This is a genomic window from Pseudoalteromonas sp. MMG012, assembly GCF_018100875.1.
Classification (GTDB): domain Bacteria; phylum Pseudomonadota; class Gammaproteobacteria; order Enterobacterales; family Alteromonadaceae; genus Pseudoalteromonas; species Pseudoalteromonas aurantia.
Window position 1 is genome coordinate 37,327 of the sequence record NZ_JAGJEF010000008.1, and the last position, 20,573, is coordinate 57,899.

19 protein-coding genes are annotated in these 20,573 nt (G+C 41.6%); 12 read left to right on the forward strand and 7 right to left on the reverse strand.

From position 1 onward, the window contains the following. The first annotated feature begins 10 nt into the window (after positions 1 to 10). The 3 genes from J8L97_RS04395 to J8L97_RS04405 all read left to right on the forward strand — a co-directional run bounded on the left by J8L97_RS04395 (position 11) and on the right by J8L97_RS04405 (position 4,522). The gene (locus J8L97_RS04395) at positions 11 to 2,602 is read left to right on the forward strand and encodes a M14 family zinc carboxypeptidase (protein ID WP_211048023.1); all 2,592 of its coding nucleotides are present in this window, start codon (positions 11 to 13) and stop codon (positions 2,600 to 2,602) included. A gap of 387 nt (positions 2,603 to 2,989) precedes the next feature. Further along, on the forward strand, positions 2,990 to 3,850 hold the full coding sequence (locus J8L97_RS04400; RefSeq protein WP_211048024.1) for a cupin domain-containing protein: 861 nt from the start codon (positions 2,990 to 2,992) through the stop codon (positions 3,848 to 3,850). Positions 3,851 to 3,907: 57 nt separating this feature from the next. Continuing rightward, the gene (locus J8L97_RS04405) at positions 3,908 to 4,522 is read left to right on the forward strand and encodes a flavin reductase family protein (protein WP_211048025.1); all 615 of its coding nucleotides are present in this window, start codon (positions 3,908 to 3,910) and stop codon (positions 4,520 to 4,522) included. 66 nt (positions 4,523 to 4,588) lie between these two features. On the opposite strand, the gene J8L97_RS04410 is transcribed toward J8L97_RS04405, so the two are convergent. The 3 genes from J8L97_RS04410 to J8L97_RS04420 are packed head-to-tail and all read right to left on the reverse strand — an operon-like array spanning position 4,589 to position 7,125. Continuing rightward, positions 4,589 to 5,068: a DUF3299 domain-containing protein gene (locus J8L97_RS04410; RefSeq protein ID WP_211048026.1), complete on the reverse strand. Its 480-nt coding sequence runs from the start codon at positions 5,066 to 5,068 to the stop codon at positions 4,589 to 4,591. Between the two features lie 16 nt (positions 5,069 to 5,084). After that, a complete protein-coding gene (locus tag J8L97_RS04415; protein ID WP_211048027.1) occupies positions 5,085 to 6,443 on the reverse strand; it encodes an FtsX-like permease family protein in 1,359 nt (452 codons plus the stop codon). A gap of 1 nt (position 6,444) precedes the next feature. Further along, complete coding sequence (locus tag J8L97_RS04420) at positions 6,445 to 7,125, reverse strand: ABC transporter ATP-binding protein (RefSeq protein ID WP_211048028.1); 681 nt, start codon at positions 7,123 to 7,125, stop codon at positions 6,445 to 6,447. A gap of 251 nt (positions 7,126 to 7,376) precedes the next feature. Between J8L97_RS04420 and J8L97_RS04425 the strand changes: the two genes are divergently transcribed. From J8L97_RS04425 to J8L97_RS04445, 5 genes are all read left to right on the forward strand, one after another. Then, a complete protein-coding gene (locus J8L97_RS04425; protein ID WP_211048029.1) occupies positions 7,377 to 8,477 on the forward strand; it encodes a phosphoribosylaminoimidazolesuccinocarboxamide synthase in 1,101 nt (366 codons plus the stop codon). Positions 8,478 to 8,693: 216 nt separating this feature from the next. Continuing rightward, positions 8,694 to 9,269, forward strand: a complete 576-nt coding sequence (locus J8L97_RS04430) for a methylamine utilization protein (protein WP_247688528.1) — start codon at positions 8,694 to 8,696, stop codon at positions 9,267 to 9,269. After that, positions 9,259 to 11,574: an EAL domain-containing protein gene (locus J8L97_RS04435; protein WP_210996522.1), complete on the forward strand. Its 2,316-nt coding sequence runs from the start codon at positions 9,259 to 9,261 to the stop codon at positions 11,572 to 11,574. Before J8L97_RS04430 ends, J8L97_RS04435 begins: the two co-directional genes overlap by 11 nt. Next, a complete protein-coding gene (locus J8L97_RS04440) occupies positions 11,561 to 12,394 on the forward strand; it encodes a DUF3034 family protein (protein ID WP_211048030.1) in 834 nt (277 codons plus the stop codon). The genes J8L97_RS04435 and J8L97_RS04440 overlap by 14 nt, the downstream gene beginning before the upstream one ends. Then, positions 12,394 to 12,828 carry a group 1 truncated hemoglobin gene (locus J8L97_RS04445; RefSeq protein ID WP_211048031.1) on the forward strand — a complete coding sequence of 145 codons (435 nt, stop codon included), beginning with the start codon at positions 12,394 to 12,396 and terminating at the stop codon, positions 12,826 to 12,828. The genes J8L97_RS04440 and J8L97_RS04445 overlap by 1 nt, the downstream gene beginning before the upstream one ends. Here J8L97_RS04445 and J8L97_RS04450 read toward each other — a convergent pair. Both J8L97_RS04450 and J8L97_RS04455 read right to left on the reverse strand, forming a co-directional pair. Further along, entirely contained in the window at positions 12,818 to 13,591 is a 774-nt protein-coding gene (locus J8L97_RS04450; protein WP_247688529.1) for a glycosyltransferase family 25 protein, read from the reverse strand. The two genes, J8L97_RS04445 and J8L97_RS04450, sit on opposite strands and share 11 nt — an antisense overlap. A 30-nt stretch (positions 13,592 to 13,621) precedes the next feature. Continuing rightward, complete coding sequence (locus J8L97_RS04455) at positions 13,622 to 14,629, reverse strand: glycosyltransferase family 9 protein (protein ID WP_211048032.1); 1,008 nt, start codon at positions 14,627 to 14,629, stop codon at positions 13,622 to 13,624. 87 nt (positions 14,630 to 14,716) lie between these two features. On the opposite strand from J8L97_RS04455, the gene J8L97_RS04460 reads away from it, so the two are divergent. Then, positions 14,717 to 15,565 (forward strand): sulfurtransferase, encoded by an 849-nt coding sequence (locus tag J8L97_RS04460; RefSeq protein WP_211048033.1) that lies wholly within the window; start codon positions 14,717 to 14,719, stop codon positions 15,563 to 15,565. Between the two features lie 30 nt (positions 15,566 to 15,595). Here the strand turns inward: J8L97_RS04460 and J8L97_RS04465 are convergent, their stop codons facing one another. After that, the gene (locus J8L97_RS04465; protein WP_211048034.1) at positions 15,596 to 15,874 is read right to left on the reverse strand and encodes a DUF5522 domain-containing protein; all 279 of its coding nucleotides are present in this window, start codon (positions 15,872 to 15,874) and stop codon (positions 15,596 to 15,598) included. Positions 15,875 to 16,075: 201 nt separating this feature from the next. Here J8L97_RS04465 and J8L97_RS04470 point away from each other — a divergent pair, with 201 nt between their 5' ends. Both J8L97_RS04470 and J8L97_RS04475 read left to right on the forward strand, forming a co-directional pair. Next, positions 16,076 to 16,405, forward strand: coding sequence for a hypothetical protein (locus J8L97_RS04470; RefSeq protein WP_211048035.1), 330 nt, complete (start codon positions 16,076 to 16,078; stop codon positions 16,403 to 16,405). Positions 16,406 to 16,433: 28 nt separating this feature from the next. Further along, positions 16,434 to 16,931: a hypothetical protein gene (locus J8L97_RS04475; RefSeq protein WP_211048036.1), complete on the forward strand. Its 498-nt coding sequence runs from the start codon at positions 16,434 to 16,436 to the stop codon at positions 16,929 to 16,931. Positions 16,932 to 16,969: 38 nt separating this feature from the next. Here J8L97_RS04475 and J8L97_RS04480 read toward each other — a convergent pair whose 3' ends face one another. Then, positions 16,970 to 17,938: a class 1 fructose-bisphosphatase gene (locus J8L97_RS04480; protein ID WP_211048037.1), complete on the reverse strand. Its 969-nt coding sequence runs from the start codon at positions 17,936 to 17,938 to the stop codon at positions 16,970 to 16,972. A gap of 157 nt (positions 17,939 to 18,095) precedes the next feature. On the opposite strand from J8L97_RS04480, the gene J8L97_RS04485 reads away from it, so the two are divergent. Next, positions 18,096 to 20,525: a zinc-dependent metalloprotease gene (locus J8L97_RS04485; RefSeq protein WP_211048038.1), complete on the forward strand. Its 2,430-nt coding sequence runs from the start codon at positions 18,096 to 18,098 to the stop codon at positions 20,523 to 20,525. The last annotated feature ends 48 nt before the right edge of the window (positions 20,526 to 20,573 follow it).

Sequence of the window (20,573 nt, forward strand, 5' to 3'; positions counted from 1 at the left end):
AGAGATATTTATGAAAATCCAATATGCATCGTATCAAGATACCATTGATTTTTTACAGCAGGCAATGAGTGAGCACCCACATTTAATTCGCTTACAAAGCATCGGAAACACTTGGGAAAATAGGCCCATCATGTTGGTCACGGTATCGCTCGATGTCACTTATGCAGACGACAAACCCGCTTTACTTTATACCGGTTCAATTCATGCGCGAGAATGGATTGGTAATGAATTGGCAATTAAGTTTATTGAGTATGTTATAGATAATTACCGCTTCAACCCGAAATTACAAACAGCCTTGACGCGCAATACTTTATATATGGTACCGTGCTTAAACCCCGATGGTTTTGAGTACTCACGTAACCATTTTTCATTTTGGCGAAAGAACCGTCGTAATAACGGAGATGGTACATTTGGCGTTGATCTGAATCGTAACTTCGACGCAAAATTTATGCGCAACCACAATACCCATACTAATACTTATGGTGGCCCTCATGCTTTTTCTGAACCGGAAACCTGTGCCATCCGCGATTTTGTAGAAGCACATGACAATATTCGTATTGCTTTAGATTACCATTCACAAGGGAATGTATTTTTCCCTGCGCATAAGTTTAACCATGAAGTTGAAATTGAAGGCACTGATCTTAATGTGCTTTGCGCGAACATGAACAACGAAATTCGCAAAGTGACAGGGCGACAATATGGCATTCATCGCGGAAAGCCACCGGCGCAGCTCATTAATGGGAGTGGCCGAGAGTATTATTATCGTAAAGGGATTATTGCAACTGTTGTTGAGGTGGGTACGCGCAATATTCCAGATTACATGAAAAACATGTCACAAAGTGTCGCGGAAAATATTCCTGCGGTGTTATATGCTTTAAGCGAAGCAATTAATTATTCTCCATTGGCGCCAAGTCGAGTGAGTGACTTTACCATAGGGCACGTCACGCATGACAGCGTAGAGCTGCAATGGCAATATGAAGCACGAGAGGATATATATTTTGAAGTATATCGCAGTGAGCATAATAAAAGTCCGTGTACGGAAGCTAATTTGGTGGCAATTACTAAGTCACTTGAGTTTGTAGATACACAACTCAATAGCGGCCAGTTCTATTTTTATAATATTCGCGCAGTTGACAAAGTCACCAAGATAAAATCCCCTTTTAGACCTGAATTACGATTGAAAACCACATTAGCCTCGCACCAATGCGGCCGTACATTATTTCCAGCGAGAGAGCATGTCGGATATTTATCACAAAATTTTAGTAATAAGAATAAAGAACATTTTGGATATAACTCCATGTTTATCGGAGTGGATAAAGGCCGGGGCGTGAGTTTAGGTGTAGTCGCTTATGATTTAAGTACGATAGAGGATGGCTCACGTATTGAGACCGCACAATTCTTCTTATACCCGATGAATCGTGTTGCCACAAAAATAGAGAAGTATGGTGAGTGGTCAATTTCTGTTTTAGATGCCTCTTTGATAGAGGACATTTATGACTTTGATAAAGTGATGGAAGCGACGCCGTTACATACGTTAGGTGAAACCATTGAATCAGATAAAATGACGCAAGGAATTTGGCTAAAGTGGTCATTCAATGGCGTAGAACGTACGCTTTTAAACAAGTTATTAGCGGATAAAACGCTATTATTACGGATACAAGGCCCAGATACTTTGCCGTTAGGTAATGATTCACAAGTAATGCAGTTTGATATCGGCTACGGTCCATTTGGTAGTGGTTTACATTATCGACCTAATTTAGAGCTTATTTATCAGTTACCGGAGCAACGCTTAGCATTGACAATGTCTGCGTGTAATACGATTTACCAAGACAAAGTAGTCGCAGACAAATTGGCATCTGGATTTGATGGTCAAGGTGAAATCGTGTACGGACAATTGGCATTTGAGCATTTGCAGCATCTAGACCCACTAAAGACGGTGTTCACGCAAGCTTGCTTAACTTTATATAGCCGTAATAGTTTGTCGTCAGCGAAAGATGTGCGGTTTACGGTTGAATTGGTCGAGCTTAAAGATGTTGACTTTAAGCATGTAAAGCAGCGACAAAAAATAGAGTACATAGGCTATGAAGTGAGTAATGAGCAGCTGAAAGAGCGTACTGCGCATAACTTTATTTTTGACAGCTACAGCCTGCAAGAGCTGGCGCGATTGCATAAGGCAAATTCTCCTTATTACTTTATTATTCGCGCAACCGCAGAATCACAAGCGAGCAATGCTTTAATAAATTGGGCTGATTGCCACGCAGAGCAAGCGACGACATTGAATATTCAGTATATTGAACGTCGTAATGAGCCGCTGCCTTCCCCCACTAATTTACAAACACACAATGAGAATGGGGTTGTTAAGTTAACTTGGGATAATCCAGATAGCGGCGATTTAGTGGGTTGCTTTGTGGTCAGAAATCGCTTTCATCCGCCGCGTTCTCCTTTTGATGGCGTCAAGCTATATGGCGGGCCAGATACGTATACACTGGATAATTTTGGTAATGCCGATTTGAGTAAGTATTATGGTGTATTTAGTTACGATCATGCGCCGAACTACTCTGAGCCTGTGGTGATTTATTACTCAGGTAAGGGCAATAAGTAAGTTAATGATTTGATTGATATTAGGGGCTGTTGATCTGTTAGGTTCATTTTTACAACAATTTGATTGGATTTCATACAAGATGGAGGCTGCATAGCATGGTTATGCCATGTGAGTCAGCCGATAACACAGTAGAAAAGCCAATCAAGCGCTGCCTACCGGTTTTTTTGAGCAGCCCTTTCTCTTTGTTGCTTAATATTCGCTTAGATTACTTGGCCACATATTAAGCGCCGCGATAAAAGCATGCTCAAAGAGAACAAAAATAGAACTGCAAAAATCAACAGCCTCTAGATAAAGTCACCTAAATTATTGCTTTTTAGAAATAAGGATGTTCTATAAAGGGTTATGATGCCATGATACGTGCTTTGTTATTTTTATCTGAGAACAGAGATGACTGATACGAGTGCGATATTTATTATTGTTCCTACAGCCGATGTTACATCGATTACTTCTGAATTAAATTATGTACCCGCATCATTAAACAGTGAAGGATTTATCCATGCTTGTGAGTATCACCAAGTTGCTGAAGTGGTATCGCGTTTTTTTGATAATCACTTAGCCTTGTCTGTGTTGGTTGTTGATGTGGGTTTAATCAACTCACCGTTACGTTATGAAGCACCAAGTACCACAATGTCTTCACCTGCCCTTTTCCCCCATATTTATGGGGCGTTAAACACAGATGCGATTGTTGATGTGTGTGACTTAGTGCATTTTAAACATCAACCTATAACGCCGGAAATAATGGCGGTATTACGACATTATCGTTTTGAACGATTACCTGTCGAAAGTACACTTTTTAAAAGTACATGGCGTTCCAGCAGTAACAATACGCACGGTGAACCAGTGGGTACTGCGATGATAGGCTTGTACTGTGATAGCTTAACCAGTGTATCCTGTTTTCATAAATTGACCTTCGATGAGGTATGGCATTTTTATGGTGGTGATCCGCTAGAATTGACGCTTCTATACCAGAATGGAGATTCGGAGCAAGTCGTGCTCGGCACTGACTTTACCAATGGTCAGGTTTGTCAGTACTTGATACCTGCGGGGGTTTGGCAGGGAGGATGTTTGGTCGAGGGCGGCCAGTATGCGTTATTTGGCTGTACAATGGCACCAGGCTTCACGGGGAGTTGCTTTACTGCAGGGATTGCCGACGCGCTGATTGAAGCCTACCCAAATGAAGAGAAGGTCATTCAAAAATTATCCGTGAATGGCCATCAAACGACGATGCCAGAAGGATTTGCGACTTAATTTTTGAAAAGTAATGAATTAATGATTTTAGTTTTTAATTTTAAGTAAGAGTGTTTTATGATCCTTGATTTTGATAGTTTGTCTCCAAATAAGGTATACCATACGTTAACGCAAACTGTGGTGCCTCGTCCTGTTGCATGGGTGTTATCTGAAAATACCCAAGGCACATTAAACTTAGCACCATTTTCGTACTTTACGGCGGTAAGCTCCGATCCAGCAGTGTTGATGTATGCGGTAGGGGTAAAACCTTGTGGCGAATATAAAGACTCGGCGCTAAATGTTGAAGCAACAGAAGAGCTGGTGATTCATATTGCAGATAGTCGCCTAGCAGATGAAGTGACTTTATCAGCAGCAACTTTACCGAACGATCAGTCTGAACTGGATACATTGGATTTGACGCTCACCGACTTTGCCGGATCAACTTTGCCAAGGGTCGCGCAATGTAAAGTTGCATTTGCGTGTAAACTGCATAAAGTGGTTGAAATGGGAGAATTGCCCATGAAGTTGATGTTTGTACAGGTGACTCATGCGTATATCGATGATGATATAGTTGAAACTGACCACAAAGGGCGTAGTAAAGTCGATGCGCTAGCGTTAGATCCTATTGCGCGCTTAGGCGGTGGTGGGTATGCAAGTTTAGGAGAAGTTTTTAAAATCACCCGTCCAGCATAAGAAAGTGGTGCAGTAAAACGGTATGCTTACTGCACTTATTATTGAGTTGTTTATTACGTGCTGCGTTTATAGCTGAAAAGGGGCCACACCCACAGCCTGCATGGTATAACCTGTTTGCGCTAATTCACCTTTCCATGTTTCTACTTTAATTATGCCAGTAACTGTAATGGCATCATAAAGGCTATCAATAGGGACGCCATTTTTAATTTTCACATGCACTATTTGATTCGGTGGCGGTGGAGGCACATGAATACAAGCACCAAAGTAGGGTACTAACAAGAACTCAGTAATGATCTCACTGTCGCCTTCAAGCGGCACAACGAAACCAGGTAAGCTTACTGATTGGCCATCTAAACTTTTTACGACCGGAGCGTTTAGATCAGGTTGCACCCAGTTTTGGTCTGCGCCATCATGACTGGCAGCATCTTGGTTGCTGATTTGTACATGTCCTTTAGGGATTAAGTCTTCCCAAAAAATTTCTTTTGGGGCGGCTGCATACCCTAAAAAGCTGAGTAAAGTGAACAGTATTAACGTCAAAAATCTCATAGTACTTATTGTGCTCCTAAATTTTTATACTCATGCCATCAGCCAATGAATAAAAATAGGCTCTGGCGGCGGGGAGCAACCCCATTAATGTTCCTGCGGCCATAATAGCGCCTAAAAGTGTGAGTTCATAGTTTGTCAGCCAGCCTATGGTTAAACCAATACCAAATTGGCTTTGTAATATTGGATTTGCAACAATCAAGAGTGCATAAAATAAGATACAGCCAACGAGACAACCAACAAACGTAATAAGAATGGCTTCACTACTCATTAAAGCAAAGATGTGAGCTGGACGAGCACCTACTGAGCGTAAAATAGCCAACTCTCTGCGGCGCTGACTGAGTGTAGCAAGTAATGTCGTTAACATACCCAATAAGCTCACGAGTACCACCACGATAGAGAATAACAGTAGGATCTTTTCTACAATATCGAGCATTTCCCATAGTTCTCGGAGTGTGAGGCCAGGCATGATAGCCAGCAAAGGCTCGGCTTTATACATATTAATATTACGTCTGACTTGTAGGGTATATAAGGGGGAGTCGAAGCCCATTAAAAAAGCGGTTATTTGTTGCGGTGTTCCAATTAAATCACTTGGCTCTGAGTCTAGAGTAGCATGAAGGTGGTCGTGATTATCATGAGGTTTGTCGTCACCCTCGTCATGATTATGTGCGTTGCCATATTGATGTTCTACTTGGCTGCTTTGTTGTGGTTTTTTGCCAATCATCATCGGCTTTTTATGATTTTGTTCATGCATTGCTTCAACTGCAATCAAAGGAATATGCAGTGTTTTATCTACTGGAGTTCCGGTTGGTGCTAATATACCGACAATGGTCATTGGGTTATCATTATGATGATGAAAACTGGTATTGCCCATGCCATGGGATATGACAATTTGTTGCCCTATATGATAATGCAGCGTGTTTGCCACGTCACTGCCAAGCACCACCTCTTGGGCATTATGAAAAGGTCGACCGTGTTGAAACGCCAAGTGTTGTTTTTTCCCGTAGCGATAGTGCGTGAAGTACGCTGCATCGGTGCCGAGTACGGCATGACCTTTATGACTGTCTCCTAGGCTGATAGGGATGGTCCAAGCGACTCCTTTTTTTTCTCTGATGTCGAGATAACTTTGCCATGAGACTGCATTGTTGGTATGTCCGATGCGAAAGACACTCGATAGCAGTAATTGAATATCTCCTGTTCGGGCGCCAACAATTAAATCAGTGCCTGAAATCGTATTACTAAAACTGCTTTTCGCATCTTGTCTTGCACGTTCGATGCTTAACAGCAACATGACGCTGATAGCGATGGTACAGAGTGTGAGAAAAACACTGGCTTTACGGTTTAAGCTGCTTTTAATCGCGAGTTTAAGCAATGTCATTTTATACCCCATTAATATCAGACAAACTGATCTGACGATCAAATAAGGAAGCTAGGCTATTATCATGACTAACAAATAGCACCGTGGCTTGATAATCTTTAGCTTGGTTAAATAGTGTTTCTATGAAGGTGTGGCGGTTGTCGGCATCGAGTGATGAGGTGGGCTCATCGGCAATGATAAGTTCAGGTTCACCAATAAAGGCTCGGGCGGCGGCAACACGCTGTTGTTGACCAATGCTCAGTTTTGACACGTGCTGTGTTAGCACTATGTCCTTTAACCCCAGTGCCTTTAACAGCCGAGTCGCTTCAGTTGTAACATCGGTTTTTTTATCAGCTAGACGCTTGCGTCGCAGCTTAGAAAACTCACATCCTAACATCACATTTTCGAGCGGGTTCAGATACGGAAGCAGATTAAAACTTTGAAATATAGTGCCAATATGATCGGCTCTGAAACGGTCTCGATGTGCATTGTTTAAAGTTGATAAATCAGTATTCAATATTTTAATTTGACCCGATTTCAGCATATTGATACCTGCTAGCAACCCGAGCAACGTCGATTTTCCGCAACCGCTTGGGCCGTGTAGGAAAACGCGTTCACCTTTGTTTATGTGCAACGCTTGAATGTTGAGCGTGGGTTGAGGTTGAGTAGGCCAAGTATGAATAAGGTCTGTGATTGTGATCATAATGAAACCAAGCGGGCTAATGTCAATGAGATAATATTACAGTTTTCGTCTTAGCAACACTGAGTTTGGTTTAATCGCCGGCTTTTGGCGATGAAACACCAACATGAGGGAATTCTGGCGAGTGGCTGTCTTTTCGTACGAACTTTGCGGCTATAGATTGTGATTTAAGCCCCAAAAGCTTATTATAGCGCCTCCTAACCCCCTCATATTTTTGTGCCCTTTAGCAAGGTGCATCCGGCCTTGGAGTAATAATGAGTAGCTACAAAGTTTTAGACATAAATGATGATCTGCCAATTCGCACTAAAGGTGCTGTACATAGTGGCAAGGTACGCTCAGTGTATTGGTTAACTGATGAAGACAGTGCCCGTTTAATTACAGATAAACAGTATGATGTCCCCCATGGAACTGAATTAGCGATTATGGTTATTTCAGATCGTATCTCAGCTTTTGACTGTATTTGGCAAGGTGAGAATGGTTTGAATGGTGTACCAGGTAAAGGTATTGCGTTAAACAGTGTGGCAGCGCATTGGTTTAAGCTATTTGATGATGCCGGTCTTGCTGGCAATCATATTGTTGATATTCCACACCCATATGTGTGGATTGTGAGAAAAGCCAGTACAGTGAAAGTAGAAGCAATCGCTCGGCAATACATTACTGGTAGCATGTGGCGCGACTATAGCAAAGGTGTCCGTAATTTCTGTGGTATTGATTTACCTGAAGGTTTAGAAGCGAATCAAAAGTTAGACGATGTTTTGATCACCCCTTCAACGAAAGGGATCATTACCGGTATTGCTGATGTACCAGCCGTTGATGATGTGAATATTACCCGCAAAAATATTACTGATAATTTAGCTGCATTCAATTTTAACTCTGAGCAAGATGTTGCTAAATATGAGCAACTACTTAGCGAAGGTTTCGCGCTTATTAGTGATGAGTTGGCCAAGCTCGATCAAATCTTTGTAGATACCAAATTTGAATTTGGTTATGTAGAGCAGCAAGATGGCAGCCAAAAGTTGATTTATATCGACGAGGTAGGTACTCCAGATTCAAGCCGAATTTGGGATGGCTCGGCGTACCGTGATGGTAAAATTGTTGAAAACTCAAAAGAAGGGTTCCGACAGTTATTGATCAATAACGTGCCAGACAGCGATGTGCTGCTTAATAAAGATCGTATGACTGAGCGAGAAGCGCTCGCACATGGCTACAAACTGCCAGTAGAGGTAATGATGTCGGTGTCTGATACCTATGTGGGCATTGCGAGTAAAATTGTTGGGCGACCGTTAAAGATACCAGCAGACCCTCGTGCAGAAGTCATTGCGATTCTTGATACTGACTATGGATTAATTATCTAAACATTTATTCTTCATAGAGTATATTATTCGCCCAATAAACAGCACTTTATGTTGTTTATTGGGGGTTATCTCGCAAATACCTTGCAATTAGACTGGCTGTCACTTTTACTTAGAGTAATTAAAGTAAAAATTTGATGGCAAGGTCCGCCTTTCATGTTTGTTATTCGTACTTTTATAATTTTATGTATATTGTGCTGTTTGAGCCCGCAGGCGCTATTGGCGAAAACACTGCTGCTAACAGATCAGTATCATAAACCGCTTTCAGGCGTTGTTGTTGAACTGCTTGATGGTGATATGATAAAAGTTGTGCCATCAGAGGTTGCTGTAATGGATCAAGTAGGCAAACGCTTTGCGCCACGGTTATTGGCAATCTCTAAAGGGCAATCAGTGCGCTTTCCAAACAGTGACGATATCCGTCATCATGTCTATTCTTTCTCGCAAGCGAAGTCATTTGAATTAAAATTGTATGCTGGCACTCCTAAAAAGCCCATCATTTTTGAACAAAGTGGGATTGTTGTGCTAGGTTGCAATATTCATGATTCAATGGTTGGCTATATATATGTAGCTAACCACCCTCATGTATATATCAGTAATGACAAAGGATTGGTTGAATTACCTGACTTTACGCAAGATTATACAGTATGGCATGAGACACAAGTAGGTGATATTAATCAGCGTGAACAGCATCAATGGTCAGCGCGAAAACAGCAACAAATAACTATAATAACAACGTTAGCACCTTTGCCTCGCAACACCTTTGGTGAAGTATTTAAGGAACATCATGGGCACTAGTCTAAAGAATCGAATTATTTTATTGTGTGTGGGGTTAGTGTTACTAACTTCGATGGCGAGTTTAGTCAGCTTCTGGTGGTCAACTAGCCATTTTAATGAGCGGCGAGTTCAGCAAGATATAAAAGTTGCACAGAATGTATACCAACAGTATTTAAAAGCAAAAGAGCGCTTATTGGTAACAGCTGCAACGGTACTTACCGCGGATTTTGGGTTTAAGCAAGCGGTTGCAACGCGAGACGCAGATACAATCAGCAGTGTGTTATTCAACCATAGTCAGCGAATTGATGCTGACTTAATGCTGTTATTGGATGTACGAGGAAAGCTCATTTCAGCAAATCAAACTGATATTGTGCTACCAGATGATAGCCGAGAATTGATGAAGGATTTGTTAGCGAATGGTGAGCGCTCTACTTTCATTGTGATCAGCGGCAAGCTTTATCAAGCAATTATTTTACCTATCAAAGCGCCTAGGACCATTGCATTTAGTATTGTTGGGTTTGCCATTGACGAAAAAGTGGCTTTGGAGTTGAAAGAGCTAACAGGCATGGAAATGAGCTTTATTGGGCATGGGAGTGGACTAAAGGCAAGCTCGATTATTGAACATCCTGCGGAGCAGGATTTACTAGGTTATATTCATGGCCAGAGAATTAATCGCTGGTTTAAAGAGCATCCTGTATTTATCAGTGCCGAGGTGCCCTTAGCTGCCTTATCGAATAATCCTATTAGTGTTGTATTGAGTGCCGACCTGAGTCGCCATTATCACGAGTTTGATCAATTAGTGCTGACCATTATTTTCTTATCTTGTGGCACAATCTTAATTGGTTTCATTACCAGTGGCATATTGGCGAATAATCTGACGACCCCGCTTCAACAGCTCACCGTGATGGCCAAACAGTTTGCTCAGGGCAATTATTTAGCATCATTAACCGAGACGAGACCCAGTAAAGAAATTTGTGAGCTGGTTGATGCGTTTCACGAGATGGGGGAGGATATTCAAACTCGTGAGAAGCAAATTCGCTTTCAAGCTCGTCATGATAATTTAACCGGGTTTTATAATCGCAGTGCGGCACTCGATTTGCTCAGTAAGCATTTATCGGCGTCACAGCAATTTTATTTGGTGGCGATTGATATTAAAGGTTTGCGCCATATCAATGATAAGTTGGGCCCAAGAGTTGGGGACAGTTGTATTCAAGCGGTTGCTGAGCGAATGAAAACAGCGACAGAATCATTGAATGGCTTTAATGCACGTTTAGGAGGCGATGAGTTTTTAACCGTGCTAGCAGCAAAGCCGGATAGTACTAAGCAAGCATGCGTAAGCCAATTGCTGCAATCATTGACAAGCTCTTATACCATTCAAGGTTTAGACATTACATTACGCTTTAGTGTAGGGGTTGTGTGTTACCCTGCGCAGGCGCAAACACCGGATGATTTAATTCGTAGAGCGTTAATTGCGGTAGACACGGCAGCGCAAACGGGTGAAGAGATTTATTACTACCAAGATGGGGAAGATGAAGAGCATTTAGAGCGTTTGCAAATTATAGATGAGTTAAAACAGGCATTGGTTGCAGACGATGGCCAATTATTTATGACTTATCAACCGAAGCTGAATTTAATCAATCAGCAAATAGACAAAGTTGAGTCATTGATACGCTGGAAAAGAACTAACGGTGACTGGGTGTCTCCTGAATTATTTATTGATTTAGCTGAACAGTCAGGACTTATTGTTGAATTGACACAGTGGGTTGTGGCAACGGTAGTTAAGCAGGTAAGTAACTGGTTATCTGAAGGGTTGACGATGAAAGCGGCCATTAATGTGTCGGCACAAGATATTGCAGATGACGGATTTCTACCACATTTAAAACAAGTGCTTCTTGACAATAATGTACCAGCACAGTTAATTACCGTTGAGTTGACTGAGCGCGATATGATTGAAAATGAAGCAAAAGGTATTGCGGTACTAAAAGCATTGAAAGCACTCGGTGTGATGATTTCTTTAGATGATTATGGCGTCGGGCAAACGTCATTAGGCCGTTTAAAAATGCTGCCAATAGATGAGTTAAAATTAGATAAAGTTTTTATTTTAAAGTTAGATGAATCGCACCAAGACCAATGTATTGTTCATTCGACAATCACACTTGGCCATCAGCTTGGATTTTGTGTGGTAGCTGAAGGGGTGGAAAATCAACCATCACTTACTTTATTGCAAGACATGCAGTGTGATTATGCACAAGGTTATCATTTAAGCAGACCACTGACCGCAACGGACTTTTCTGATTGGCTAGGTCGATACCATGAAGTGGGCTAGCTTCTGGGTTGTAGTTATTGCATGTTTGATGTATCACTCTATGTTATATGCTGGAGGAAAGCTGTTAGCAACGCCAGGTGTTTCTCAATTAGAAGGGAGTGGCGGTGGCGGCATTGTGCCATGGGCTCAATTATCAGGATATGCAACAGAAGACGAATGGAGTTTGGGTGCGTTTTGCAGTGGGGCTAAATTACAAGACTATCAATTAGACGTTTGTGGTGCACAAGTTAATTTTTTTGATCGTCTTGAACTAAGTGTCGCAGAACAAAATTTTACGGTCGCGGTGTCTAATCGTGTGATTGAGCAATCGGTACTCGGGGCAAAAATACGTTTATATGGTGATGTAATTTATAGTGACTGGCCACAGTTGAGTGTGGGGCTGATGCACAAGTCATTAGGTGATAGTGCGATTGCTCGTGCGTTAGGCGCAGATGCTAGCCAAGGAAATGACGTTTATTTTTCAGCCAGTAAACTGCACCTTGGCGCATTGTATGGGCGCAATTGGTTTTGGAATATCACTGCGCGATACACACAAGCAAATCAGATTGGGTTGCTTGGTTTTGGTGGAAAATATGCTTCAAAGCGCTGGCATATTGAAATGAGCTCCGCTGTTTTTGTTGCTCCACAGCTTGCTTTGGGGTTTGAATTTAGAGAAAAACCACACAATTTAGGACTTGGCGAATCTCACTGGCGTAATTTATTTATTGGGTGGTTTCCTATGAAATCACTGAACGTGACAGCTGCGTGGTTAGATTTGGGGTCGATTGCAGGAGTGCCATCACAAGAGGGTTTGTACTTGTCTTTAGCAGGTAACTTTTGATGGGGAGGTTATTTGGTCGTGTTACAGGGCTGCTTTGCATTGTGATATTGTTAAATGCGTGTGTTACGTCTAAAGCGAACGTCAGTTTGTACCATCAGCTCGGTGGTGAACCTACTATTGAGCGAATTATCGACTCATTTATCAATGAAATAGGAAGACACCCAACAATCATTCAGTATTTTAAAGAGGCCAATGTTATGCACTTTCGTACTGGTTTTATCCAGCATATGTGTGCATTGTTGGATGGCCCATGCAAATATACTGGGGATTCTATGGTGCAAATACACACAGGTATGGATATTACCACTCGAGACTTTAACATAGTCGTTGAGCTACTTATTACAGCAATGAATGAAGCAGGTGTTTCTCATGTGCTACAGAACCAAATATTAGCAAGAATGGCGCCTCTACGTAGCGAAATAATTAAGATTTGATTATGCGTTTGATATCGCCTGAGGCGTGTTTGCGCTGTAAATACATGGCAAAGCGGTGTTTTAAGTTTCGCAAAAATGTACTTTGGTTGGAATGTGTGCCGGAGTTGCTATTGGCTATTTCGCTCTCAAAAGAGAGATCTTCACTGATAGGGTAAGGCTTAATACCCACTAAATTTAGCTCTACTTCACTATGGAACTGAATATCAACATCGACAGGCCTGAAAAAAGGCTTTCTCTGCAATAACTTTTTAGCACCAGATAAACTCACTGCATAGCCCTGTGTACCATTGGGCACTTTAAGGTAGCTGCCGAGTGTCAGTGATTTAGATAAAGATGCACTTTCAATAAAGGGGTTTGCACGATTGTCTGAGAGTTTTATCATATCCCAGCTTTCTAATTCACCCACTTGCTCAATCGTTTCTTTTAAGTGATCTTCAATGATTAAATCGTCCTCTAAGACAATAGCAGCAGTAATATTGTGTGCAGCCATATGTTGCCAAATTCTCATATGACTGACATAGCAGCCAATCTCTCCGGGGGTCATATTTCTATGATGCTTTTTTAAATTGGCGGTGGGATCATACCAATTTGAGGTTTCTGTTTCATCGAGTGACTTGCCAACAGTGGCTTCAAATCTCTGACATTCAAGACCTAAGGTCTGGAGTCGGTTATACGTTTTCTGCCAGCGTTCAACGCTGTTCTTCATATTGATAACAAATATAGGTAATGACATATCAGTATAAGTAAAAGAAGTTTTAAGCATAATACCAAAAACTATGCGTGTTTGGGAATGTTAGCGCTCTAGCAGTTTTTTGCCGGCAATCACCACGCTTTTTGGTGTAATTGACGTGATGATATTGGCTTCGATTAGACTCTTACTCGTATTTCTAATTACTTTGAAGGCGTTGTTTTTGGGTTCTACAGAGGACCAGGCTGATGTGCCGAAACCGACAAGCGCGACACAGGGGGTATTAACAGCACAAGCCATATGCATCGGGCCGGAATCGATGCTAATCATTAAATCCATGACCGCAATATAATCGATAAGTACGGGTAAAGTCGTGGCACCACTTAGGTCTGTCAGCTGTATATTCTTATCAGTACAACGTTGTTGTAAGCGTGCATTATCTTTGCTTTCGGTTTTATCACCAAAGAGATAAAAGTGACACGGAAACTGATCGGCATACTGAGTGAGTATTTGCTGAGATAACCCAATGGGGTAGTGACGACTGCCTTTGTTCTCACCACCAAAATAGAGTCCGATTTTTAAGAGTGAGTTTGAAGGCAGGGCCTTTTCTAATGGGCTCGGTACTAATGTGGGTAGAGAGTAATCATTAAAAGGCTGACCATGAGTATCGTTGACTAATCGACAGTATCTATGAATATAGTGATGGCATGGGTTGAGTTTAAGCGCGTGACTCAGTAGCCCTGAGCGCAAGTTTTGTGCATATCCGACGGTGAGTTTTATACGCGCTAATCTACATAAAATAGCTTCTCGTAATGAGCCTCTAAACAGTATTGCCAGTGAAAAATTATAAGATTTTAGATATTTGGCCAAGCTCAATAAAGATTGCTTTTGAAAAGCGGCATCACGCTTGTCTTCAATAATTTGGAGGTTGGATATGGTGGTTTTTTTTAATAATTCACATAAGTAGGGACGTGCTAGTACACAAATGCTTTGCTTGGGATACAGTTTACTCAATAATTCTAATGCAGGCAGCGTATTAATGACATCCCCAATAAATTTGGGTAATACGATTAATATTGGACCAATAATTTTTTTGTTATTTATTATTTTCATAGCAATGGGTAAAGTGTATTACTGTTTTTATTCGGCTTAGTACTAGAGTACGTGATATCTGAAGTTAAATTATAACATAGAGCCCTTATGAAAAATGTGAAAAGTTGTAGTTGGGTTGCAGAGAATCTAAATAAAGTATCTGTGTTTGATGCTGGGATAGTGAAGCCAGGAATGGCAGGCCCTTACAAGCCTTGTGCCGTTGTGCGAGGTGCTGGTCGCTTTGATATTAGTGATGCACTATCAGATCCAAAAACGCAATTATCAAATATGATGTGTAATGCGAAACAGTTCCAGTCACACATGCGCCAATTAGGCGTGAATCAAAATGATACGGTGGTACTTTATGATGATTCTGGGCTTTTTTCAGCTGCGAGAGGCTGGTGGATGCTCAAGAGTATGGGGTTCGAACACGTATTTATAATGGATGGCGGATTGCCAGAGTGGCTACTCCATGGTTTTCCAGTTCAACAGCAACACAGTACGCCTAACTCAATGGGTAACTTTACCGTTATCCAAGGAGCTGATGGTTGGCAGTTTATTGAACGTTATGAAGTGCTTAGAACGATTTTAGACGAGTCTAGTCTGTTGTTAGATGCACGAAGCCCATTGCGTTTTTCGGGCTGTGAACAAGAGCCGCGAACAGGTATGCGCAGTGGTCATATCCCCAATAGTAAAAATTTACACTATAACGCATTATTAACTGAACGAGGCTTATTACGTTCCATAGGGGAGCTGCAGGCGCTATTCAGGTTGCTAGGGTGTGAAGGGAAAGCTTTACAATTTAGCTGTGGTTCTGGGATAACCGCTTGTATATTGGCGTTGGCAGCAGATGAATGCGGTTATACTAAGCTGGGAGTATATGATGGTTCATGGAATGAATGGGGAAGTATGCAATTTTGTAACGAATTGCCCATTAGGTGTGAAAGTGGAGAGTAAATCAAAGTGATTAACGATGATATAACCGCACTAAGCTTTTGAAAATGGACAATGTCGACAGCCATTACCACAACATTTACCGCGCTTTAAATGTGCCCATCGGGTCATGACCATCAAGCCATTTTCTATATCGTAGTCAAGCCCCTCTAAAAAGGAGTTGGAAGAGGCGTGCTGTTGTGCAAGCTTGAGTTGCTGCTGAATAGGTTGATTTGCCATATTTTCAATATAATTACGTGTATTTTTGATTAAGCAGCTGCGGCAGAAGCAGTTTTTATCTGATTGTAGAGGCATAATGTTTGGTAGCGTCATACACCAGCATTTTTCATCTGTGGTGCAAGATAAAACTTGTTGGCAGTCATCACAGTGCATAAACTTGACCCATATAGATAAAATGCTTAAAGAGGCACAGATACTACCATAACTTTGAGAAGGCAGGTGTTATTGAGCAAATATATGCTTTGCTCAATATGTGGCTAAATTGCACAACAGATTTAATAGATACAGGAACTTATGGTTAACTCTCTCTCCCACCTAGATGCACTTACTGCCGTTGTACGTTTTACAGAGCAGCAAGAAAGCGCTTATTCGGCGTTAATACACTTTGCGCAAGATAAAGTTGTTTATACGTTAACTCGTGAGGATTTAGCTTATGTTTTACAACGTGTTCTATCGTTGGATATTGCTATTGATGAGTTAGAATTGTGGGCTGGCTTGTTAGAGATAAGGGGCGATATAGATCATCGTCAAATTGAAGGGGCATTGTATGCGCTAGCGAACCCAGAGCAAATGGGATCATTAACGTTAGAGAAAGTACGTACGCTGCAGACATTGATAGAATAGCAAGTAAAAGCAAAAATAAGGGCTTTAAGTGAATGTGTTGACACCAAAAATTATTTTCAATGGTTATCAAGATAACCAGTTTAAGCTCGTGATTTTAGAGCCTAGTGTTGCGGAGGTTGACTATGCGGTTGTTATGCGTAATCAAACGCGCTTGAGCACCTTCTTTAAAGGCATTATGGATTGGCCTAAAGCCGACATGACTCTTGAGGAAAATCGTGCTTCACTTGCCCAGCATCATCAGGAATTTAAAGAGCAAATTGCATTTGCATTTAGTGTCTTTTCCGTAAGTAATAACCAATGCATTGGTAGTGTTTATTTAGATGCGAGCCGCTGTGACGATTTCGATTGTGAGCTGTATTATTGGTTGGATGCAGGGTGTTTAGAGTTAGAAGCAACGCTAGAGAAAAGCATTTGTGATTGGATTGAACACGCATGGGGATTGCCAAAAATAGCACTGGTTGGACGTTCGATTGCGCTTGAGACGTGGTTGCAATTAATTCGCGAGTCTGCGGCCTGTGAAAAATAGCAGCAAGAGCCGCTATTTTTCTTATTTAACTGAATAATTTACTTGTGGTAACTTAAACAGGTTTCTACTTCATTTTTCGACCCTAAGATCACAGCTACGCGTTGGTGGATAGCATCCGGTTCGATATCCATAATACGTTTTTCACCTGTATGAGCAACGCCGCCAGCTTGCTCTACAAGCATAGCCATCGGGTTTGCCTCATAAAGTAAACGCAGTTTATAGGGCTTTTCTGGGTTTTTAGTATCGGCAGGGTAGGTAAATAGGCCACCACGACATAACACGCGATGTACATCACCTACCATTGCCGCAATCCAGCGCATGTTAAAGTTTTTTGCGCGTGGCCCCGCACTTCCTGCTTGTAAATCATTGATATAGCACTGCATGGCTGGCTGCCAATGGCGCTGATTCGAGGCGTTAATAGCGTATTCCTGAGTTTCTTCAGGAATACGCGCAAACTCTTCAGTAAGTAAGAAACTGCCATGTGTTTTATCAAGTGTAAAAATACGCGTGCCTTTACCAATCGTCAGTGCCAATGTGGTACAGGGCCCATATAAGACATATCCAGCAGCCACTTGTTGGTGACCCGGTTGCATAAAAATAGCAGGATCCGCGGGATCAGAATCTTTTGGGGCAACCATTATTGAAAAAATAGTGCCAACCAATGAATTGATATCGGTATTGGATGAGCCATCAAGTGGATCGAAAGCCACGATATAGTCTGCATCAGGGTTTCCGGCAACGGTATAATCTTCTTCCTCAGAAGCAATCGCCTTAACGTAACCTGATTCAAGTAGAATGTCTTTTAGAAGTTGGTTTGATAACACATCAAGTTTCTTTTGTGTTTCACCTTGAATATTTTCATCTAATGTTGAGCCCAGTACGCCAGACAGTGCGCCTTGACCAACACGAAATGAAATTTCTTTACATGCAGCTAAAATAGTACGAATAAGTGAAAGTAATTCTCTAGAACAACCATCTTCAATTAACACTGGGGGCAGTCTACGCATAGTTTTGGATCCTGATAACGTTTTGGTTGCAGTTAATTAATGTGAGAGATAACAGCAACCGCGCTGAATTTCGTCTTAAAATGGCTGAACTTTGTATACAATTTTATATACTTGGCTCATGATGACCATTAAAACCACTAATAACAAAGGTAAGAATATGCAAAAATTTAGGTTACTACCTTATATTCTCTGCACCTTGCTAGGCGCTATGATAACTCAAGCGCACGCAGCAATTAAGTCTATTGATGAGTTTACCGATAAACTTAATCATTTTCCTGGCTATTATACGTTTTTTGCCGATAACAACAGTGGCAAAATTTACTTAGACATTGATAAACTTAAACAGCCATTCCTATTACAGCACAGCTTGCCATACGGTGTTGGCTCAAATGACATTGGTTTAGACCGAGGTCAGCTAGGCGGCACGTATATGGTGCAATTTGAACGTTTCGGAAATAAAGTGATGTTACGTGCTTTAAATTCGTATTATCAAGCCAGTTCAGACAATGCAGCAGAACAACAAAGTGTGAAAGAAGCATTTGCATCGAGCATACTCCATGGCTTTAAAGTGGTTGCTGAAGATGATGACAGTGTATTGGTCGACTATACCCCTTATCTTTTAAGTGATGTACACGGGGTAAGTCGCACCCTTGCAGCACGTAAGCAAGGGAACTTCAGTTTAGATAGCGGACGAAGTGCCGTATTTATGCCACGTTCAAAAGCATTTGTTGATAATACCGAATTAGAAGCTTTATTGACATTTAAAGGCAATAAACCGGGTGAATTTGTACGTCAAGTCAGTGCAGACCCATATGCAATCACGGTCCATCAGCACCATTCTTTGGTAAAGTTGCCTGATAGCAATTACACACCTCGTCAATTTCATCCGCAGTCAGGGTATTGGAGTATTGAGCATAAAGATTACTCTGCTCCGCTGGGGGAGTCGATGTATGTAAGATATATTCCGCGTCATCGTTTAGCAAAAAAAGATCCTATGGCTGCGGTGAGTGAACCAATAAAACCTATTATTTACTACCTTGATCCAGGTGTGCCAGAGCCTGTGAAAACCGCATTATTAGATGGCGCAACATGGTGGAATGATGCGTTTATTGCTGCAGGATACAAAAATGCATTTCGAGTAGAGATATTACCAGAAAATGCCGATCCTATGGATATTCGTTATAACGTTATTCAATGGGTGCATAGAGCAACACGAGGCTGGTCTTACGGAGCGTCAGTCATAGATCCGAGAACCGGTGAAATTATTAAAGGACACGTTACGCTGGGTTCTTTGCGTGTTCGACAAGATATTTTAATTGCTCAAGCATTAGCTGCACCTTTTGTTAAGGGCGATGAAGTAACTGAGCGTTTACATGCCATGGCACTTGACCGTATTCGTCAGCTAAGTGCACACGAAATAGGGCATACTTTAGGTATTGCACATAACTTTTCGGCATCGATTAAAGATAGGGCGTCAGTAATGGACTATCCACATCCGTTAGTGAGCTTTAATAACGAAGGTAAGTTGGATATTACTCAGGGCTATGCAAAAGGCATGGGGGCATGGGATAAGCAAGTTATAAAGTATGGGTACAGTGACTTCACAGCGACTAATGAAGCACAAGGGTTGAAAGCCATTTTGGCTGAAAATCGCACCCAAGGATTGGAGTTTATTTCTGATAGAGATGCGCGAGCGAAAGGCGGTGCTCACCCGACAGCGCATCTTTGGGATAATGGTAATGATCCATCTTTAGAGTTATTAAGGGTGTTAGATGTGCGTAGCCAAGCTTTGAGCACGTTTGGGATTAATAATTTGCAAACGGGTGAAGCGCTATCACAATTGGAAGAAAAGTTAGTGCCATTATATTTATTTCATCGTTTTCAAGTTGAGTCAGCGGTTAAATTGATTGGCGGCGTTGATTATGATTACGAAATACGTGGTGAACATCCCATAAAAGGGGCACAAGTTGTTGCAAAAGCACAGCAACAACAGGCACTAAAGGCGATGTTGGCAACCCTTGATGTAAAGACACTGCAAATACCAGAATCAATTTTGGCGTTGTTACCCCCCAAAGCTTATGGGGAGTCTAAAACACGAGAAAGTGTTTATGGACGTACCGGTTTAACATTTGATGCTATGGCATTACCTGAAGTATCAGTGAACCATACACTTAATTTGTTATTTAATACTCAGAGGTTAAATCGTGTTGCGCAGCAAGGAGCAAGAACATCAGCAGCGTTTAGCTTAGATGACCTACTGAGTCAGACATATGGATATGTATTTGACCATCGTTCAGACACCGCAATGAGCGAGAAACTAGCACAGCGTGTGCAGTATTTAACGGCTAAGAAATTGGCTGAATTAAGCTTGAGTGATAAATTAGACCCAGAGGTTCAGGCACAGCTGCGTTTTTATCTAGCGCAGCTGGTGGCTGATTATACGCAGAGCGGATTATTTAATGATGTTAGTAAAGGCGATAGTGCGTTTAAGCATTATTTGTCTGAGCAAGTACAGCACTTTTTAATTTCAGGTAAATGGTTAGGTAGCTTTAAAGCCATCAAAACCCCACCAGGTTCGCCGATTTAGTATTAAATAACGACCAAAAAAGCGTCACTCGGCGCTTTTTTGTCATAT

What these genes read in the sequence shown, in the direction of transcription:
- J8L97_RS04460 (WP_211048033.1), top strand. Translation starts at nt 14,717, where the DNA reads ATGAAAAATGTGAAAAGTTGTAGTTGGGTTGCAGAGAATCTAAATAAA.
- J8L97_RS04480 (WP_211048037.1), bottom strand. Translation starts at nt 17,938, where the DNA reads ATGCGTAGACTGCCCCCAGTGTTAATTGAAGATGGTTGTTCTAGAGAA.
- J8L97_RS04470 (WP_211048035.1), top strand. Translation starts at nt 16,076, where the DNA reads ATGGTTAACTCTCTCTCCCACCTAGATGCACTTACTGCCGTTGTACGT.
- J8L97_RS04410 (WP_211048026.1), bottom strand. Translation starts at nt 5,068, where the DNA reads ATGAGATTTTTGACGTTAATACTGTTCACTTTACTCAGCTTTTTAGGG.
- J8L97_RS04415 (WP_211048027.1), bottom strand. Translation starts at nt 6,443, where the DNA reads ATGACATTGCTTAAACTCGCGATTAAAAGCAGCTTAAACCGTAAAGCC.
- J8L97_RS04445 (WP_211048031.1), top strand. Translation starts at nt 12,394, where the DNA reads ATGGGGAGGTTATTTGGTCGTGTTACAGGGCTGCTTTGCATTGTGATA.
- J8L97_RS04485 (WP_211048038.1), top strand. Translation starts at nt 18,096, where the DNA reads ATGCAAAAATTTAGGTTACTACCTTATATTCTCTGCACCTTGCTAGGC.
- J8L97_RS04450 (WP_247688529.1), bottom strand. Translation starts at nt 13,591, where the DNA reads ATGCTTAAAACTTCTTTTACTTATACTGATATGTCATTACCTATATTT.
- J8L97_RS04400 (WP_211048024.1), top strand. Translation starts at nt 2,990, where the DNA reads ATGACTGATACGAGTGCGATATTTATTATTGTTCCTACAGCCGATGTT.
- J8L97_RS04405 (WP_211048025.1), top strand. Translation starts at nt 3,908, where the DNA reads ATGATCCTTGATTTTGATAGTTTGTCTCCAAATAAGGTATACCATACG.
- J8L97_RS04455 (WP_211048032.1), bottom strand. Translation starts at nt 14,629, where the DNA reads ATGAAAATAATAAATAACAAAAAAATTATTGGTCCAATATTAATCGTA.
- J8L97_RS04395 (WP_211048023.1), top strand. Translation starts at nt 11, where the DNA reads ATGAAAATCCAATATGCATCGTATCAAGATACCATTGATTTTTTACAG.
- J8L97_RS04440 (WP_211048030.1), top strand. Translation starts at nt 11,561, where the DNA reads ATGAAGTGGGCTAGCTTCTGGGTTGTAGTTATTGCATGTTTGATGTAT.
- J8L97_RS04425 (WP_211048029.1), top strand. Translation starts at nt 7,377, where the DNA reads ATGAGTAGCTACAAAGTTTTAGACATAAATGATGATCTGCCAATTCGC.
- J8L97_RS04420 (WP_211048028.1), bottom strand. Translation starts at nt 7,125, where the DNA reads ATGATCACAATCACAGACCTTATTCATACTTGGCCTACTCAACCTCAA.
- J8L97_RS04465 (WP_211048034.1), bottom strand. Translation starts at nt 15,874, where the DNA reads ATGACGCTACCAAACATTATGCCTCTACAATCAGATAAAAACTGCTTC.
- J8L97_RS04435 (WP_210996522.1), top strand. Translation starts at nt 9,259, where the DNA reads ATGGGCACTAGTCTAAAGAATCGAATTATTTTATTGTGTGTGGGGTTA.